Here is a 17238-nt window from a genome sequence, read left to right on the forward strand (position 1 = left end):
TCCTACCCACCGGCCCGTCGACGCTCGGAGCCGGTCAGGCCTGCTCGGCGAGCACCTCGAGGGCGCGGCGGTCGGGCTTCCCGGAGGCGAGGAGGGGGATGCGGCCGACGGGCAGCACGACCGCAGGAGCGGCGGCGCGCCCGAGGCGGTCGGCGATCAGGGTGCGCAGGTCGGTGAGCGCGGGAGCCTCCTCCGCCGTGACGACGACCGGGACCTCGCCCCACTGCTCGTCCGCCCGCCGCACGACGACCGCGTCGGGGACGGGCCCCTCGCGGAGCACGGCCTCGACGGCGTCGAGCGACACCTTCTCCCCGCCCGACACGATCACGCGGTCGAGCCGACCGGTCACCCGGAGGCGCCCGTCGACGATCGACCCCGCGTCGCCCGTGCGGTACCAGCGCTCCCCGTCGAGCTCGAGGAAGGCGGAGGCGCTGCGCTCGTGGTCGATCGCGCCGTCGGCGTCGAGGTAGCCCTCCGCGAGGGTCGGGCCGCCGAGCAGCACCTGCCCGTTCTCGACGCGCATCCGCACGTCGTGGAGCGGGACGCCGTCGTAGACGCAGCCGCCGGACGTCTCGCTCGATCCGTAGGTCAGGCGGATGCGCGCACCGAGGGCGGCGGCGCGGTCCCGCAACGGCTGCGGCGTCGCCTGGCCGCCGATCAGGAGCGCGTCGAACGAGCGGAGCGCCTCGGCCGCGGCCGGATCGCGCTCGGCGAGGTCCAGCAGCCGCGCGAGCTGCACGGGGACCAGCGAGGAGTACCGCCGCTCCCCCGCCGGCATCGTCCGAGCGAGAGCGAGGAAGGCCGCCGCGTCGAAGCCGCCGGCCGGGAGGACGACCGGGTCGGCCTCCGCGGTCAGCGAGCGGACGAGCACCTGCAGTCCCGCGACGTAGTGCGTCGGCAGGCAGAGCAGCCAGCGTCCCGGCCCGCCGAGCTCGGCGAGGGTCGTGGAGGCGCTGGTGAGCAGGGCCGCTGTCGAGAGCGCGACCCGCTTGGGCGGCCCCGACGAGCCCGAGGTCTCGACGACGGCGGCGACGCGCTGCGGCACGACGGCATCCTCGGAGGCGGTCGCAGCGCCGGGGGCGGAGACGCGGATCGCCGGGCCGCTGCCGTCCAGGGCCGCGCGAAGAGCGAGGAGGACGGCCTCGACCGTCGCGTCGACACCGGCGAGCGGGCGGGTCACCTGCGTGCCCTCCGGCTCAGAACTGCCACGGGAACGGCGACCAGTCGGGCTCGCGCTTCTCGAGGAAGGAGTCTCGTCCCTCGACGGCCTCGTCGGTGCCGTAGGCGAGGCGCGTGGTCTCGCCCGCGAAGAGCTGCTGGCCCACGAGGCCGTCGTCCACGGCGTTGAACGCGTACTTCAGCATCCGGATGGCCGTGGGCGACTTGGTGAGGATCGTCTCGGCCCACTCCACCGCGGTCGTCTCGAGCTCGGCGTGCGGGACGACCGCGTTCACGGCGCCCATCTCGTAGGCGCGCTGCGCGGAGTACTCCCGCGCGAGGAAGAACACCTCGCGCGCGGCCTTCTGCCCGATCTGGCGGGCGAAGTACGCCGAGCCGTAGCCCGCGTCGAAGGAGCCGACGTCGGCGTCCGTCTGCTTGAATCGCCCGTGCTCGGCGGAGGCGAGGGTGAGGTCGCAGACCACGTGCAGCGAGTGCCCGCCTCCCGCGGCCCAGCCGGGGACGGCCGCGATGACGACCTTCGGCATGAAGCGGATGAGGCGCTGCACCTCGAGGATGTGCAGGCGGCCGTTCCGCGCGGAGTCGATGCCCTCGGCGGTCTCGCCGTCGGAGTACCGGTAGCCGTCGCGGCCGCGGATCCGCTGGTCTCCTCCCGAGCAGAACGCCCAGCCTCCGTCGCGCGGGCTCGGGCCGTTGCCGGTGAGGATGACGACGCCGATGCGCGGGTTCGTCCGGGCGTCCTCGAGGGCGCGGAACAGCTCGTCGACCGTGCGCGGCCGGAACGCGTTGCGGACCTCGGGCCGGTCGAACGCGACCCGCGCGATGCGGCCGGAGCGGTCGTGGTGGTAGGTGATGTCCTCGAGTGCGTCGAAGCCGTCGACGGCCGCCCAGCGGTGCGCGTCGAACAGTTCGGAGACCTGCGTGCTCATGTCACGACCCTACTGATCCGGACTGCACGGCGACTCGACACCGCTCGGGCAGACGGAAGGGGACCCCGCTGACGCGGAGTCCCCTTGCCGGTGCTCGCCCCTACTTGGCGGCGGAGGTGGTGCGGTTCTCGGCCGACACCATCCAGGCGTACTGCTCGAGGCTCTGGATGATCGCGTGGAGGAGGTCCGCGCTGGTCGGGTCCTCCTCGTCCACCTGGTCGTGGACCTCGCGCATGGTGGCGGCGGTGTTCTCGAGGCGGATCGTGACCAGGTCGACGGTCTCGGCGGTGTCGATCTCGCCGTGCGGGTACTCGGGGAGGGTGGTGGTCGCGGCGACGGTGTCGCTGCGGCCGTCCGGGATCCCGTGGAGGGCGCGCATGCGCTCGGCGATGTCGTCGCTGAACTCGCGCGCGGCCTCGATGATCTCGTCGAGCTGCAGGTGGAGGTCGCGGAAGTTCTTGCCGACGACGTTCCAGTGGGCCTGCTTGCCCTGGACGTGGAGCTCGATCAGGTCGACGAGGACGATCTGGAGGCTGTCGAGCAGCTCCTTGGAGGCCTTGAAGCCCTTCTCGGCGTTCTGACGGCGGCTGGTCTTGGCACCGGAGCCCGCGGGGGCTTCGACGTGGCGTTCGAGGGTGGTGGTCATGGACCGTTCCTTTCTCTTGCAGTGCCGGGTGCGGTGTCCCGCCCCGAGTCTGGCTTCTTCGGCTGGACGGCGCCCGCACGCGCGGGGTGCGCGCGCTGGGCGGGGCCCGTGGTTGCAGGGATCAGATCGTGGCGACGGATCCGGAGTCGACGCGGTAGTTCGAGCCGTTCACGAACGAGGCGCGGTCGGAGCAGAGGAAGGCGATCACGGCTGCGACCTCCTCGGCCTCGCCCCGGCGCTTCAGCTCCATGTACGGCCGCTCCTCGTCGAGGAAGGACGAGATCGCCTCGTCGACCGAGGTGCCCCTCTGCTCGGCGCGCTTGGACATCATCGCGTCGGTCATCGGAGTGCGGATGAACGCGGGCGAGACCGTGTTCACGAGCAGGCCCTCCTGCGCGTAGGAGCGCGAGAGGCCCTTGGCGAAGGCGAGGACGCCCGCCTTCGCGGCGCAGTAGGGCAGTTCGTCGTCGTAGGGCTGCACGGCGTCCTCGGAGGCGGTGAGCACGAGCCGGCCCCAGCCTCCGGTGCGGAGGTCGGGGAGGAACTCGCGCACGAGCCGCACAGGCCCGAGCAGGTCGACCTCGAGGGTGCTGGTCCAGCCCTCGTCGTCGATCTCGTGGAAGAGGCCCTGCGCCCCTGTGACTCCGGCGCACTGCACGAGGATGTCGATCGCGCCGACCGCTCCGGCCACCCGGCGGTGCAGCTCGGCGAGCTGCTCCGTGCTGGTGACGTCGGCGGCGAAGGCGTGCAGGCGGCCCTCCGGAGCGTCGAGCCCGGCCGCCGCCCGGTCGAGCTCCGCCTGGTCCTTGTCGGTGATCACGACGGTCGCGCCCTCGGCGAGGAGGAGCTGCGCCGTGGCCAGGCCGATGCCGGAGTCGCCTCCGGTGACGAGGGCGATGCGGCCGCTGATGCCGAGATCCATGCTGAGGTGCTCCTTGTGGGTGCGGTGCGAGGGGGTGGTACCGGTCTACGCCCCTCGGAGCCGGCCCTCAACGGGTTGCGCGGACGCCGTCGGCGGGGTTACGCGCGGCCGACCTTCTCCGGCGCCAGCTCCTCGATGGTGATGGCCGCGTTGATCAACGCGAGGTGGCTGAGCCCCTGCGGCAGGTTGCCCCAGAAGGCCAGGTCGTCGACCGCGATCATCTCGGACATGATCCCGACGTCGTTCGGGACCGTGGCGACGAGCTCGTCCATCAGGGCGACCGACTCGTCGTGCCGACCGACGCAGGCCAGGGCGGACGCGAGCCAGAACGAGCAGGCCACGAACGGGTGCTCCTCGCCCTCCATGCCGGAGTAGCGGAACAGCAGCGCGCCGCGGCCGAGCTCCTTCACCAGGGCGTCGATGGTGGAGATCATCCGCTCGCCGCGCTCGTAGCCGCTGGGCGCGTGCAGGAGCACCGAGGCGTCCAGCTCCTCGCTGCCCGGGTACATCACGTAGGAGCCGAGCTCCTCGGACCAGCAGTGCTCCTCGATCCACTCCCGGATGCGGTCGCGCTCGAAGCGCCAGCGGTCGGGGCTGCCCGCGACCTGGCCGAGCTCCGCCAGGTGCACGGCTGCGTCGAGCGCCTGCCAGCAGCCCATCTTCGAGGAGGTGTAGTGCTGCTCCTCCTCCAGCTCCCACATGCCCGCATCGCGGTTCCGCCACAGGTCGCAGGTGGTGTCGGCGACGCGGGCGAGGAGCCGACCGGTCTGGATGTCGAGGACGTTGCCCTCGTCGACGTAGATGCGGCAGATGTCGAAGAGGTCGCCGAAGACGCCCAGCTGCAGCTGGCTCTGCGCTGCGTTGCCGGCGACGACCGGGCCGATGCCGGCGTAGCCCGGGACGTCGAACTCCTCCAGGACGGTCGGCATGGAGCCGTCGAGTCCGTAGAAGATGTGCAGATCCGGCCCGTGCTCCTTGATCGTGCGGAGGAGCCAGGACAGCGCGGCGTGGGTCTCCTCGCGCAGGCCGAAGCGCACCAGCGCGTGCATCGTGTACGCGGCGTCGCGCACCCAGGCGAAGCGGTAGTCCCAGTTCTTGCCGCCGTTGGGCGACTCCGGGAGCGACGTGGTCGCGGCCGCGGCGATGGCTCCTGTGGGCGAGTAGATCAGCAGCTTGAGCGCGAGGGCGCTGCGCTGGACGGCCTCGGACCACGGGCCGTCGTAGGAGAACTCCTCCGACCAGTCCTGCCAGCTGCGGATGGTGCGGTCGATGCCGCGGTCGACGTTCTTCGCGACCGGGAAGTGCAGCGGCTCGTCGTGCGTGGCCGACACGACCAGGACGTGCCGCACGGCGTCCTTCCCCGCGGTCACGACGAAGGAGCCCGTCAGCTCGGCGCCGGCGCCGGAGGGCGCGTCGTCGCCGTCGGGCCCGTGCTCCTGCCCGGTGACGCCGATGGTGATGTCTCCGGCGCGGATGAGCGAGCGGCCGTCGGCGTTCTGGATCCACGGGGAGAACCGGCCGAGTCCCGTTCCGGGACGCACGGCCCACCGCATCCGCACCTCGCCGTCGACACCGTCCACGCGGCGCGCGAGCTCGGCCCACGGGAGGCGGCCCGCGATCCCGGTGACGAGCGCGTCCGTCACGCGGACGGTGCCCGACTCGGTGGTGAAGGTGGTCTCGAGGACGTTCGTGTCGCGGATGTAGGCGCGCGAGACCTCGGCGGGCTCCTCGGGGGCGAGCTCGACGCAGCCGCCGGACTCGGCGTCGATCAGGGCGGCGAAGGCGGGGGTGGAGCCGAGGTCCGGGACGGGCATCCAGTCGACGCTGCCGTCCTTCGCGATCAGGGCGACCGTGCGACCGTCTCCGATCGCGGCGTAGTCGCGCAGGGGCCTGGTCGAGCGGGGTGCAGCCATCCCCTCACCGTAGGGCGCGGGCGGTGCGCCGATTCGGGCTTGCGGGCGGACGAGCTTGCTTGTAGCGCCCGGTCAGGTCGTGGCGACTCCGCCGTACTCCTCGAGGCGGTCGGTGAACTCGCCGCGGTCCTCGTCCTGGAGGACCCCGTTCGCGTACCCCGCCAGGAACGCGCCCTGCGGGTCCGGCGAGAGGCCGACTCCGTCGAGCATGTCGGCGACCAGCCCGGTCGGATCGGCGTCGAGGTCGACGAGGCCCAGCTCGATCGCGGGCACGAGGTCGGCGGAGGAGCGGGCGGTGACGATCCAGAGCGCGGCCGAGGCCTCCTCGTCCGAGAGGTCGCCGTCGAGCTCGTAGCCCGCCTCCGACCACTCCTCGGGGGTGTCGGCCACCTCGACGTCGTCGAAGCCGAGGGGCGAGAGCGCTGCGGTGAAGCGGTCGACCGCCGCCTGCCTGTCGGCGTCGGCCGAGACGTCGGCGGCGGCGTACTCGGTCGCCGAGATGTAGTCGTAGAGGAGGGAGGGCCCGCCGTAGGCGTTCTGCGACTGCTCGTAGTACTCGTCGTCGGCCGAGGTCCACTCCTCGGGGACGGCGCCCTCGACGGCCGCGACGGCCTTCTCGGCACTCGCGCGCACGTCCTCCGCGGACGGCTGGCCGAGTATCGTCGCGGCGTCGCCGTCCTGGTAGCCGGGGTAGTCGTAGAGCGGATCGGACGGGTCCCCGCTGCCGAACGGGTCGTCCGTCGGGTCGCCGAACGGCTCGGACGGAGCGCTCGTCGACGCGCTGCCGGCGGCGGAGTCGAGCGCGCCGCCCACTCCGACGGCGACGAGCGTGCCGAGCACGCCGGTGTAGACGACGCCCACGAGGAGGCTCGTGCCCAGCGCGATCCAGGCGCCCCTGCCGAGCGGGCGGTGGGAGGGGACGGAGCCCTGCGTCGGGCCCGGGGCGGGCGCGGGCGGCGGGCTCATCGGCATCTGGCTCATCGCACTCCTCCGGACTCCAACGGCAGCCTCGTCAGTCTGGCACCTCGGCGGCGCTCGGAGGTGGGACCCCGGGGGCTTGCGCGCGCGTCGCCGACCTCCTGCGCCCGGGTGGCCGCCGCGTCGCCCCGGCCGGTGGACAATGGCCGGATGGACGACGTCGTGCCCGCCTCCCCGCTCCCCTCCCTCGGCGAGATCGACGCGGGACTCCGCGTCGTCGCTCTGCCGCTCCGCACCCGCTTCCGCGGCGTCGACCACCGCGAGATCGCGCTCGTGCGCGGCCCCGAGGGCTGGACCGAGTTCTCGCCCTTCCTCGAGTACGGCGCGGAGGAGTCGGCGGCGTGGCTCCGGGCGGCGATCGACTACGGCTGGAGCGAGCAGCCGGCACCGCTGCGCGACCGCATCCCGGTGAACGCGACCATCCCGGCCGTCGCACCGCACGAGGTCGCCGCCCTGCTCGCGAGCTACCACGGCTGCCGCACGGCGAAGGTGAAGGTCGCCGAGCGCGGCCAGACGCTGGCCGACGACGTGGCCCGGGTCGTCGAGGTCCGCCGACTGCTCGGTCCGGAGGGCCGGATCCGCGTGGACGCGAACGGCGGCTGGAACCTCGACGAGGCCGAGCACGCCGTCCACGCCCTCGCGGAGTCCGACCTCGAGTACGTCGAGCAGCCGTGCGCGAGCGTCGACGAGCTGGCGGAGCTGCGCTACCGGGTGAAGTACATGGGCATCCCGATCGCCGCCGACGAGAGCGTCCGCAAGGCCGCCGATCCACTCGCCGTCGCCCGGGCCGGAGCCGCGGACCTGCTGGTCGTGAAGGCCCATCCGCTCGGCGGGACGCGCCGGGCGCTGGCCCTCGTCGCCGAGGCGGGGCTGCCGGCGGTGGTCTCGAGCGCGATCGACAGCTCGGTCGGTCTCGCCATGGGCGCCGCCCTGGCCGCGGCGCTCCCCGAGCTGCCCTTCGACTGCGGACTCGGCACCGCGTCCCTCCTCGCCGCGGACGTCACGGAGCGGCCGCTGCGGCCGGTGGACGGCGGGATCCCCGTCGGCCGCGTGGAGGTCTCGGAGGAGCTCCTCTCCCGTCACGCCGTGTCACCGGAGCGGCTCGCCTGGTGGCGGGCGCGGCTCCGCGACTCCTACGCGCTGCTCTGATCGTCGGCGGCGGGCGCCGCGTCGGAGGAGCGGCAGAATGGGAGCGTCGGCCGCCGGTGCCCGACGCGTCCCCCACCCTCGAGCATCGGAGCACCGTGAGCGCATCGACCGTCCCCGTCTTCCTCGACTGCGACACCGGCATCGACGACTCGCTCGCCCTGGCGTACCTCCTCCGCTCGCCCCGGGCCCGCCTCGTCGGGATCAGCACGGTCAGCGGCAACACCGACGCCCGCCGGGCCGCCGTCAACAGCCTCGGCCTGCTGGCGCTGGCCGGCCGCGACGACGTGCCGGTCGCCGTGGGGGCGCACCACTTCCTCGAGGAGGACTACGCCGGCGGATCTCCGCACGTGCACGGCGACGACGGCATCGGCGGGGTCGCGCTGCCCGAGGGCGGCGAGCCGGTCGACGAGGATCCGGCCGATCTCCTCCTCCGTCTCGCCCGCGAGCACGAGGGCGAGCTGCGGCTGGTCGCGATCGGCCCGCTGACGAATCTCGCGCTGGCCCTCCGCGCGCACCCGGAGATCGCGTCCCTCGTCCACTCGGTGACAGTGATGGGCGGAGCCGCGCTGGTCCCCGGCAACGTGACCGCCGTGGCGGAGGCCAACATCTGGCACGACCCGGCGGCCGCCGCCGAGGTCGTCGCGGCCGACTGGGATCTCACGCTCGTGCCCCTGGACGTGACCATGCGGCACCTGCTGGCGGAGGAGGACCGCGCCGTCCTGCTCGCGTCGCCCGATCCCCTCGCGCAGGCCATCGGGCAGGCGCTCGACTTCTACTTCGACTTCTACGTCGGCCACTTCGGCGAGCGCACCGCTGCCATGCACGACCCCATGGCCGCCGCGATCGCCGTCGACGCCGTCGCCCTCACCTCCGCCCCGCGCGTCCACGTCACTGTCGACGCCACCCACGGCCCCGGCCGCGGCCAGACCGTCGCCGACCTCCGCGGCATCTACCGCGGCGTCCACCCCTTCGACGCCCGCACCCGCGTCGTCCTCGCCCTCGACGCCCCTTTCGCCCCCCACCTCATCGACATCGTCACCGCCGTCTGACCCGCGCGGGGCCACCCGAAGCCCGTCCGTGCCCCCGGCCCCGACACGCCCGTTCCTCGATCAGCACGCACCGACCCGGCGCTTCCGTACGCGGGAACTCGACAGGCTCGCTCCGAGCGTTCGTGTCAGGGGATCTCGATACTCGCGCTGCTCACTACTCGATCAGCATGTCCCGTCGACCGCCGTCCCCCCGCCCTCCCGCGAAGCGCAGCTCCCCAGAACCCGACCGCGCAGCGGAGCGCTCCCCCACGGCGACCGCACCCCCACGGCGACCGCACCCCCACGGCGATCGCGAAGCGGAGCCCACCCACCTCGGCGACCGCGGAGCCCACGCTGACCCGACCGCGAAGCGGAGTCCACCCACCACCGCGACCGCGAAGCGGAGCACTCCCCCGCGGCGAACGCGAAGCGGAGCCGTCCCCAGTGCGCGTCCTGGTGGGCGGTCGGCGGGGCCTGGTGGGGTCGATCGCAAGGCGGAGGCGTCGGGCGTAGCGGCGCTACGTTCGTCGCCGACAACGCCGCGAGGGGCCCCACCAGGCCCCGCCGACCCGATTACATGCCGGTGTCGAGGCCGGAGTAGGCATGGAGTCCCTTGAAGAACACGTTGACGACGCCGAAGTTGAACATGACGGCGGCGAAGCCGACGATGGCGAGCCAGGCGGAGGGGGTGCCGCGCCAGCCGCGGGTGGCGCGGGCGTGGATGTAGCCGGCGTAGATGGTCCAGATGATGAAGGTCCAGACCTCCTTGGTGTCCCAGCCCCAGTAGCGGCCCCAGGCCTTCTCGGCCCAGACGGCGCCGGCGATGAGCGTGAAGGTCCAGAGGATGAAGCCGAGGATCGTGACGCGGTAGGCGAGGTTCTCGAGGGTGAGGGAGCTGGGCAGGGTGCGCAGGAAGCGGAGGACCGAGCGGGGGCTGTCGCCGGAGGATTCGCGGCGGGCCTGGAGGAGCTGGGTGACCGAGAGCGCGAAGCCGAGGGCGAAGAACGCGGTGCCGAGGATCGCGACGAGCACGTGGATGACCAGCCAGTAGGACTGGAGTGCCGGCGGGAGCGGGACGACGGCGACGTAGTAGTTGACGGTCGCGATGCCGAGGAGCACCAGGACGAGGCCGGTGATGAACGCTCCGAGGAAGCGGAGGTCCCAGCGCAGCTGGACGGCGAGGAAGACGCCGATGATGATGAGCGTCCCGGTCATCGAGAACTCGTACATGTTCGCCCAGGGGACGCGGCCGGCGGCGAGGCCGCGGAGGACGGTCGCGCCGAGGTGGAGCACGAAGCCGAGGAGCGTGAGCGAGAACCCGATGCGCATGGTCTTCGAGCGGGCGGGGGCGCGGTAGACCTCGTCCTCGACGCGGCTGCCGATGCGGGAGAGCGTCGCGGTGCGTCCGGAGCCTGCGGCGGCGACGGTGGCCTTGCCGCTGGCCGCGCGGTCGGCGGCGGCCGCGGAGGCGACGCGCTCCGCCTCCTGCACGACCTCGATCGACTCGCCGTCGGCCAGGGAGGCGCGGCGGGCGAGGTCGATCGCGAAGAAGACGAACGCCATGGCGTAGATGCCCATGGCGGAGGAGAGGCACAGCACCGAGTACTGCGAGAGGGTCGCGATCACCTCCTCAGGGTAATCGCTCGCCGCCCCGCCCGCCCCTTCGCGCTTGCACAGACTCGGCCCCTGCCCAGCCGGGCGGCGCCTGTGGAGGGGCCTCCGGGGCGTCCGGGAGGCGGGTCAGTCGAGCGGGGCGTGCCGGTCGGCGATCGTCCGCACGGCGCGCACCAGCTGGGGGTCCTCGCCGCGGGCGAGTCCCGCGTACTCGAGGAGGAGGCCGCCGTCGTCCTGGGCGGTCGCCTTCACCCACACGCGGCGCCGCGGGACGAACAGCGAGGTGAGGAGTCCGGCGAGCACGAGGATCGCGAAGAGCAGCACCCAGCCCTGGGTCGCGTCGTGGTGGATGTCGAACGAGGCGAAGCGCTTGACGCTGTCGGTGCCGATCCGCGTCGGGTCGGCGCCCGTGTTGTCGAAGGTCACGCTGCCGAGCCCGTTCGGGAGCTCGGCCGTGTCGCCGGGCTTGAGGGTGATCGGCGCGACGCCGGTGGTGCCGCCGGTGAGCCGGGTCAGCGAGTCGGTGTTGAGCACGTAGACGGATGTGGGCACTCCCCCGTCGAGGCCGAGGTCGCCCGCGAAGACGTTCAGCGAGAGCACGGGGTACTGCAGGTCGGGGAAGATCGAGGTCGACGCCCCGGAGGCCAGCGTGTCCTGCGTCGGGTAGAAGAATCCGGTGAGGCCCAGCTGCTCGGAGAGCCCGTCCGGCACCTTGACGACGCCGACGGAGGTCAGGTTCGCGTCCTGCGGGAGGAACGGCACCGAGTCGGTGAAGATCGCCCGGCCGGAGGGGTCGCGGACCGTGATCGTCGGGGCGTAGCCGTTGCCGAGGAGGTAGACGTTCGTGCCGCCGATCGCCAGCGGGTCGTTGACCTTGATCGTGCGGTCCTCGGTGCCCCCGCCGCGCTCGGAGGTCGTGACGTTCGCGGTGAAGTCGACGGGCTGGCCGAGCGCCGACTGGTTCTGCTCCTCGTACTTCACGTCGAGGCTGTCGAGGGTCAGCTGGTACGGGTCGAGCTGGCTGCTGTCGAAGAAGCGGCCGGGGTTGAAGGAGTCGTAGGCCGCGAGGTTGTTCGCGAACCCCTGGGAGCCCTCGACCAGCACGCGCTGCCCGCTGTAGCCGAATCCGCCGCCCACTCCGACGGCGACGAGGATGCCGACCAGGGCGGAGTGGAAGACCAGGTTGCCGGTCTCGCGGAGGTAGCCGCGCTCGGCCGAGACGCTCGACCAGCGGCCGCGCGGGTCGTCGTAGCGCTCGACGCGGTAGCCCGCCCGGCGCAGGACGGAGTGGGCGGAGGCGACGGCCTCCTCCTCCGTCGCGCCCTCGACCTCGCGGACGGTGTAGCCGGCGAGGCGCTGCAGGCGCGCGGGGGTGCGCGGCGGGCGCGACCGCATCGCCTGGAAGTGGTGGCGCGTGCGCGGGACGATGCAGCCGATCAGGGAGATGAACAGCAGCAGGTAGATGCTCGAGAACCAGGCGGAGGTGTAGGTGTCGAACGCCTGCACCCTGTCGAGCAGGGGCGCGAGGTCGGGGTTGTCGACGAAGTACTGGGTCACGCCGTTGGGGTCGGAGGAGCGCTGCGGCACGAGCGATCCGGGGACCGCCGCGATCGCCAGCAGCAGCAGCAGGAACAGCGCCGTGCGCATGCTGGTGAGCTGGCGCCACATCCAGCGGAGCCAGCCGGTGAACCCGAGCGCCGGCTGCGTGACGGTGCCGTCGGAGTCGTAGTGGTCGGCGGGGCGGAAGGAGGCGTCCGTCCTCCGCTGCGCGGCCTCGTCGGGGCGGCGCGTGCTCTCCTCGGGCTCAGATCGCCGGCTGGAAGCCATCGATCACCGCCGAGAGGGATCCGTAGACGAGGGTGTTCCAGATGCCCGTGACCATCAGGACTCCGATCAGGACGAGGGCGGCGCCGCCGAGGATGTTGACCACGCGGATGTGGCGCTTCACGAAGGCGAGCGTGCTGGTCACCCAGCTGAAGCCGAAGGCGACGAGGAGGAAGGGGATGCCGAGTCCGAGGCAGTAGACCAGGGCGAGGAGGGCGCCGCGCCAGGGCGAGCCCACGCCGTAGCTGAGGGCGAGGATCGAGCTCAGCGTCGGGCCGAGGCAGGGCGTCCAGCCGACGCCGAAGACGATGCCGAGCAGCGGCGCTCCGATCAGCCCGGTGGCGGGACGGATCCCGGGTCGGAGCGTGCGCTGGAGGAACGAGAACTGCCCGATGAAGACGAGCCCCATCGCGATCACGACGAGCCCGAGGACGCGGGTGATCAGGTCGGTGTACTGGCGCAGCCAGAAGCCGACCGTGCCCGCCGCCGCCCCGTAGAGGACGAACACCAGCGAGAATCCGAGCACGAAGAGGAGCACCCCCAGCACGACCCGGCGGCGTCCGCGGGCCGCCCGCTCGTCGGCGTCGGTGAATCCACCGACGTAGGCGAGGTAGCCGGGCACCAGCGGGAGCACGCAGGGCGACGCGAAGGACACGAGCCCGGCCAGGAGCGCGATCGGCACGGCCAGCAGGAGCTGACCGCTGACGACGATGTCGCCCACGCCGCTACTCCTCCTCGGCGAGCGTGTCGCCCACGAGGGTCGAGAGGATCGACGCCTCCTGGAGCTGGCCGAGGATGCGCGACGCGACGCGCCCCTCCCTGTCGAGGACGAGCGTCGTGGGCACGGCGTTCGGCGGGACGGTGCCGGTGAAGGCGAGCTGCACCGACGAGTCGGTGTCGACGATGGAGGGGTAGCCGAGCCCGAAGGTCTCGGCGAAGGCGGCCGCGGTGGGGGCCTGATCGCGCACGTTGACGCCGACGAACGACACGCCCTTGTCGGCGAACTCCGTGTTCACCGTCTCGAGGTCCGCGGCCTCGGCGCGGCACGGGGCGCAGCTGGCGTACCAGAAGTTGACGACGACGACCTGCCCGGCGAGGTCGGCGGAGTCGATGGTGGCGCCGGTCTCGTCGGTGCCGGAGAAGACGATGGGGTCGTCCCGGTCGGCGGCGGCGATCTCGGTGACGGTGCCGTCCCCCGAGATGTAGCCCTTGTTGCTGCCGTTGCGGTACTGGTCGGCGAGCGGATCCTCGGAGCAGCCCGTCAGCGCGAGCGCGGCGGCCAGCGCGAGGACGCCCGCTGCGCGGAGCCGCCCCGTCCGGCGCATCAGACCGCTCCCACGTCGGTGGCCAGCCCCTGCAGGCCGGCGGCCGGGTCGGAGTAGCCGACCTCGACGAAGCCGTCCCCGCGCCGCTCGAGGGTCGTGATGCTCGAGAGGGCGCAGCGGCGCTTGCGCGGATCGTGGAAGAGGCGCTCGCCGGCGAGGGCGCGGTGGACCGTCCAGATGGGGAGCTGGTGGCTGACGATCGCGGCGTCGCCCTCCTCCGTGCTCTCCCACGCCGACTCGATCGCCGCGTACATCCGCGCCGAGATGGAGAGGTACGGCTCGCCCCAGCTGGGCTCGAAGGGGTTGCGGAGCCAGGGCCAGTGCTTGGGGTTCCGCAGGGCGGAGCTGCGCGCGGCGAGGGACTTCCCCTCGAAGCGGTTGCTCGGCTCGATCACCCGCTCATCGGTGCGGATCTCGAGCTCGAACGCCTGCGAGATCGGCTGCGCGGACTCCTGCGTGCGCTGGAGCGGCGAGGCGATCAGCGCCGTGACGTGGCGCCGGCGCTCGAGCAGGTCGTCGGCGGCGGAGCGGGCCATGCGGTGGCCCAGATCCGAGAGCCGGAAGTTCGGGAGTCGCCCGTAGAGGACCCGGTCGGGGTTGAACACCTCGCCGTGCCGCACGAGATGGATCTGATCGGCAACCACGAGCGTCAAGTGTACGGAATGCGGCGTGGGGGAACGCCGGGAAAGGGTCGCCTGAGCCGGACCTGAGCGGAGCCTCAGCGGCGCGCCGAGACCGCCGCCGACAGCCGCCGCACGAGCGGTCCGGGCAGGTGCCGCACCACGGCCATCGGGACCCCGAAGCGCAGCGACGGCACCGAGACGACGGAGCCGCGCGCGACGTCGCGGAGGAACTCCTCCACCACCGCGTCCGCGTCGAGCCAGAGGAAGGAGGGGATGGAGGAGGTGTCCATCGCCGCCCGCTCGTGGAACTCGGTGCGCACCCAGCCCGGGCAGAGCGCGGCCGAGCGGACGCCGGTGCCGCGCAGCTCGACGGCCAGCGACTGCGCGAAGGCGGTCGCCCACGCCTTCACCGCGGAGTAGGGGCCGAGGTGCACGAAGCCCGCGACGCTCGAGACCGTGAGGATCGCGCCGCGGCCGCGGGTGGTCATCGCCTCGGCCGCCGCGCCCGAGAGCACGGCGACCGAGCGCACCATCACCTCGAAGGCGCGGTCCTGGGCGGCGACGTCCGGCTCGGCGAAGGTCCCGTCGATCCCGAAGCCGGCGTTGTTGACGAGGACGCGGACCGGACGGGCCGGATCGACGAGCCGCGCGCGCACGCGCTCGACCTGCTCGCGGTCGCCGAGGTCCGCGGGCAGGACCTCGACCGCCGCGGCGCCGAGGCCGCGCAGTCCGGCCGCCGCCTCCTGGAGGCGCTGCTCGCTGCGGGCGACGAGGACGAGGCTCCAGCCGCGGCGCGCGAACGCCCGGGCGAAGGCGAGGCCGATGCCGGAGGACGCGCCGGTGATCAGTGCGGTGCTCATGCTCCGACGCTACCCGTCGCCGCCCGGCGGCCCCCGAGTAGACTCCCCTACCGTGACCGACGAGACCCGCCTCCCCCGAACCACTGTCAAGAAGCTCGCCGCGCTCGAGGACGGACCCGTCCGCGTGTCCGGCTGGGTCGAGACCGTGCGCGACCAGAAGAAGGTGCAGTTCGTCGTCCTGCGCGACGAGTCCGGTGCCGTGCAGCTGGTGAACCCGGCCGTGCGCGAGGCCGTCGAGGGCGACGACGCGTCGGCTGCGCGCCTCGCGATCACCGAGGAGATCTCCGGCCTCGCCCAGGGCTCCTTCATCACCGTCACCGGCGCGCTCAAGCACGACGAGCGCGTGAAGCTCGGCGGCATCGAGGTCAAGCTCGAGACGCTCGAGGTCGTCGCCGCGTCGATCCCGGAGGCGCCGATCGCGCCCGACTCCGGCATCGACAAGCGCATGGACTGGCGCTTCCTCGACCTGCGCCGTCCCGAGCAGAACCTCATCGCCCGTGTGCAGACCACGTTCGAGCACGCGCTGCGCACGTACTGGATCGAGCACGACTTCATCGAGATCCACACCCCGAAGCTCATGGCGAGCGCCTCGGAGTCGCGGGCCGAGCTCTTCGAGGTCGAGTACTTCGAGACGAAGGCCTACCTGGCGCAGAGCCCCCAGTTCTTCAAGCAGATGGCGCAGCCCGCCGGCTTCGGCAAGGTCTTCGAGGTCGGCCCCGCCTTCCGCGCCGACCCGAGCTTCACCTCGCGTCACGCGACCGAGTTCACGAGCGTCGACGCCGAGGTCTCCTGGATCGACTCGCACGAGGACGTCATGGAGCTGCACGAGCAGCTGATGGTCGCCGGCCTCACCGCCGTCGTCGAGAAGCACGGCGCCGAGGTCAAGGCGCTCTTCGACATCGACCTGACCGTCCCGACCACGCCGTTCCCGCGCATCCCGCTCGCCGAGGCCAAGCGCATCGTCGCCGAGCGCGGCTACGAGGTGCCCCGGGCCGACGACGACATGGACCCCGAGGGCGAGCGCCGCATCGCGGCCTACGTGCAGGAGGAGTTCGGGCACGACTTCGTGTTCCTCACCGACTACGCGTCGAGCATCCGGCCGTTCTACCACATGCGCCGCGAGGGCGACGGGACGATCACCAACAGCTACGACCTCATCTACAACGGCGTCGAGATCTCGACCGGAGCCCAGCGCGAGCACCGCGTCGACGTCCTCGTCGAGCAGGCCCGCGAGAAGGGCCTGGACCCGGAGGAGCTCGAGTTCTACCTCGACTTCTTCCGCTACGGCGTCCCGCCGCACGGCGGCTTCGGCATGGGGCTCTCGCGCGTGATCATGCTGATGCTGAACCAGGCGAACCTCCGCGAGGTCACCTACCTGTTCCGCGGCCCGACCCGCCTGCTGCCCTAGGCGCGGATCCCGGTCGCGGGAACCCCGGACCATCGAGACCGCCGCGGACGGCGGGTCCCCCTCGATGCGCCGGGGTTCCCTCGCGCCAGCCGCTAGGGAACCGGCAGCACCACGAGGTCGAGGTAGTCGGCCAGGCACGCCACCATGTCCACCGCGTCGCGCTCGAGCAGCCACTGCAGCTGCACGCCGTCCCAGAGCGCGATGATCGACGCCGCCACCCGCTCCGGATCGGACCCCTCGCGCAAGCGCCCGGCGGCCTGGAGCTCGCGCAGCTCGGCCGCGTACTCGCTGCGGAGGCGGCGGAACCGCGCGGCGAAGAAGTCGCGCCCCGGGTGCTCCTGCGTCGTCGACTCGCCGCAGAGCACGGCGTACAGCTCGATCACTCCGGGCGCCGTCTCGTTGTAGCGGGTCTGCCGCAGGATGCCGGCGACCAGCCCCTCCTCCGGGTCCGGCGGCGAGGAACCGTCGCCCGTGATCAGGTCGCGGTGCTCGAGGACCGCGAAGAGCAGGTCGGTCTTCGACGGGAAGTAGTGCAGGAGGCTCGTCTGGCTGAGCCCGACGCGGTCGGCGACCTCCTGGAGGGAGCCGCGGGCGTAGCCCCGCGCGGCGAAGACCTGGTGGGCGGCCTCGATGATGGCGCGGCGGCGCTCGGCCGACTTCGCGTACGGGCCGCGTCGCCTCGTCGCCTCCGCCATCGACCCCTCCTCCGCACTGGAGGCGCCTCGCCGTGCCCCTCGAACGGCCAGCGTAGCGGCGGCGGAGGAGCAGTGCCGCCAATTTCGAGTACCTACTCGAATTCGTGGTAGCGTCCCGATCATCGCCGGGTGAGACTCCCCGGCT

General features: G+C 72.6%; 16 protein-coding genes. 3 read left to right on the top strand and 13 right to left on the bottom strand.

The window, feature by feature from the left end; translation table 11 throughout:
* Positions 1-34 precede the first annotated feature (34 nt).
* The 6 genes from C5C46_RS05225 to C5C46_RS05250 form a co-directional block, all read right to left on the bottom strand.
* Positions 35-1180, bottom strand: coding sequence for an AMP-binding protein (locus tag C5C46_RS05225; RefSeq protein ID WP_104225909.1), 1146 nt, complete (start codon positions 1178-1180; stop codon positions 35-37).
* A 16-nt stretch (positions 1181-1196) separates the two neighbouring features.
* A complete protein-coding gene (locus tag C5C46_RS05230; RefSeq protein ID WP_068255374.1) occupies positions 1197-2108 on the bottom strand; it encodes a 1,4-dihydroxy-2-naphthoyl-CoA synthase in 912 nt (303 codons plus the stop codon).
* Positions 2109-2208: 100 nt separating this feature from the next.
* Positions 2209-2754, bottom strand: coding sequence for a Dps family protein (locus C5C46_RS05235; RefSeq protein WP_104223596.1), 546 nt, complete (start codon positions 2752-2754; stop codon positions 2209-2211).
* Positions 2755-2875: 121 nt separating this feature from the next.
* Positions 2876-3676 (bottom strand): SDR family NAD(P)-dependent oxidoreductase, encoded by an 801-nt coding sequence (locus C5C46_RS05240; RefSeq protein ID WP_104225910.1) that lies wholly within the window; start codon positions 3674-3676, stop codon positions 2876-2878.
* A gap of 98 nt (positions 3677-3774) precedes the next feature.
* Entirely contained in the window at positions 3775-5589 is a 1815-nt protein-coding gene (locus C5C46_RS05245; protein ID WP_104225911.1) for a glycoside hydrolase family 15 protein, read from the bottom strand.
* Between the two features lie 72 nt (positions 5590-5661).
* Positions 5662-6570 carry a hypothetical protein gene (locus C5C46_RS05250; RefSeq protein WP_104225912.1) on the bottom strand — a complete coding sequence of 303 codons (909 nt, stop codon included), beginning with the start codon at positions 6568-6570 and terminating at the stop codon, positions 5662-5664.
* 147 nt (positions 6571-6717) lie between these two features.
* On the opposite strand from C5C46_RS05250, the gene C5C46_RS05255 reads away from it, so the two are divergent.
* Both C5C46_RS05255 and C5C46_RS05260 read left to right on the top strand, forming a co-directional pair.
* A complete protein-coding gene (locus C5C46_RS05255; RefSeq protein WP_104225913.1) occupies positions 6718-7716 on the top strand; it encodes an o-succinylbenzoate synthase in 999 nt (332 codons plus the stop codon).
* A 95-nt stretch (positions 7717-7811) separates the two neighbouring features.
* Positions 7812-8765: a nucleoside hydrolase gene (locus C5C46_RS05260; RefSeq protein ID WP_104226062.1), complete on the top strand. Its 954-nt coding sequence runs from the start codon at positions 7812-7814 to the stop codon at positions 8763-8765.
* A 552-nt stretch (positions 8766-9317) separates the two neighbouring features.
* Here C5C46_RS05260 and ccsB read toward each other — a convergent pair.
* From ccsB to C5C46_RS05290, 6 genes are all read right to left on the bottom strand, one after another.
* Positions 9318-10370 (bottom strand): c-type cytochrome biogenesis protein CcsB, encoded by a 1053-nt coding sequence (ccsB, locus tag C5C46_RS05265; RefSeq protein ID WP_374953790.1) that lies wholly within the window; start codon positions 10368-10370, stop codon positions 9318-9320.
* Between the two features lie 114 nt (positions 10371-10484).
* The gene (locus C5C46_RS05270) at positions 10485-12185 is read right to left on the bottom strand and encodes a cytochrome c biogenesis protein ResB (RefSeq protein ID WP_104225914.1); all 1701 of its coding nucleotides are present in this window, start codon (positions 12183-12185) and stop codon (positions 10485-10487) included.
* Positions 12163-12903, bottom strand: coding sequence for a cytochrome c biogenesis CcdA family protein (locus C5C46_RS05275; RefSeq protein WP_244230512.1), 741 nt, complete (start codon positions 12901-12903; stop codon positions 12163-12165). Before C5C46_RS05275 ends, C5C46_RS05270 begins: the two co-directional genes overlap by 23 nt.
* Positions 12904-12907: 4 nt before the next feature.
* Positions 12908-13507, bottom strand: a complete 600-nt coding sequence (locus tag C5C46_RS05280) for a TlpA disulfide reductase family protein (protein ID WP_104224865.1) — start codon at positions 13505-13507, stop codon at positions 12908-12910.
* Positions 13507-14151 (bottom strand): histidine phosphatase family protein, encoded by a 645-nt coding sequence (locus C5C46_RS05285; protein WP_104224864.1) that lies wholly within the window; start codon positions 14149-14151, stop codon positions 13507-13509. Before C5C46_RS05285 ends, C5C46_RS05280 begins: the two co-directional genes overlap by 1 nt.
* Positions 14152-14225: 74 nt before the next feature.
* Positions 14226-14990 (bottom strand): SDR family oxidoreductase, encoded by a 765-nt coding sequence (locus tag C5C46_RS05290; protein ID WP_104225915.1) that lies wholly within the window; start codon positions 14988-14990, stop codon positions 14226-14228.
* A gap of 52 nt (positions 14991-15042) precedes the next feature.
* Here C5C46_RS05290 and aspS point away from each other — a divergent pair, with 52 nt between their 5' ends.
* Positions 15043-16398, top strand: a complete 1356-nt coding sequence (aspS, locus tag C5C46_RS05295) for an aspartate--tRNA(Asn) ligase (RefSeq protein WP_244229585.1) — start codon at positions 15043-15045, stop codon at positions 16396-16398.
* Between the two features lie 92 nt (positions 16399-16490).
* Here aspS and C5C46_RS05300 read toward each other — a convergent pair whose 3' ends face one another.
* Positions 16491-17093, bottom strand: a complete 603-nt coding sequence (locus C5C46_RS05300) for a TetR/AcrR family transcriptional regulator (protein ID WP_258059340.1) — start codon at positions 17091-17093, stop codon at positions 16491-16493.
* Between the last annotated feature and the right edge of the window lie 145 nt (positions 17094-17238).

It is taken from the genome of Rathayibacter sp. AY1E6 (genome assembly GCF_002931115.1).
GTDB lineage: Bacteria > Actinomycetota > Actinomycetes > Actinomycetales > Microbacteriaceae > Rathayibacter.

Bases quoted from the DNA above. Each gene is read 5' to 3' on its own strand.
- C5C46_RS05230 (WP_068255374.1), bottom strand. From the start codon at position 2,108: ATGAGCACGCAGGTCTCCGAACTGTTCGACGCGCACCGCTGGGCGGCC.
- C5C46_RS05235 (WP_104223596.1), bottom strand. From the start codon at position 2,754: ATGACCACCACCCTCGAACGCCACGTCGAAGCCCCCGCGGGCTCCGGT.
- C5C46_RS05240 (WP_104225910.1), bottom strand. From the start codon at position 3,676: ATGGATCTCGGCATCAGCGGCCGCATCGCCCTCGTCACCGGAGGCGAC.
- C5C46_RS05245 (WP_104225911.1), bottom strand. From the start codon at position 5,589: ATGGCTGCACCCCGCTCGACCAGGCCCCTGCGCGACTACGCCGCGATC.
- C5C46_RS05250 (WP_104225912.1), bottom strand. From the start codon at position 6,570: ATGAGCCAGATGCCGATGAGCCCGCCGCCCGCGCCCGCCCCGGGCCCG.
- C5C46_RS05255 (WP_104225913.1), top strand. From the start codon at position 6,718: ATGGACGACGTCGTGCCCGCCTCCCCGCTCCCCTCCCTCGGCGAGATC.
- C5C46_RS05270 (WP_104225914.1), bottom strand. From the start codon at position 12,185: ATGGCTTCCAGCCGGCGATCTGAGCCCGAGGAGAGCACGCGCCGCCCC.
- C5C46_RS05280 (WP_104224865.1), bottom strand. From the start codon at position 13,507: ATGCGCCGGACGGGGCGGCTCCGCGCAGCGGGCGTCCTCGCGCTGGCC.
- C5C46_RS05290 (WP_104225915.1), bottom strand. From the start codon at position 14,990: ATGAGCACCGCACTGATCACCGGCGCGTCCTCCGGCATCGGCCTCGCC.
- C5C46_RS05300 (WP_258059340.1), bottom strand. From the start codon at position 17,093: ATGGCGGAGGCGACGAGGCGACGCGGCCCGTACGCGAAGTCGGCCGAG.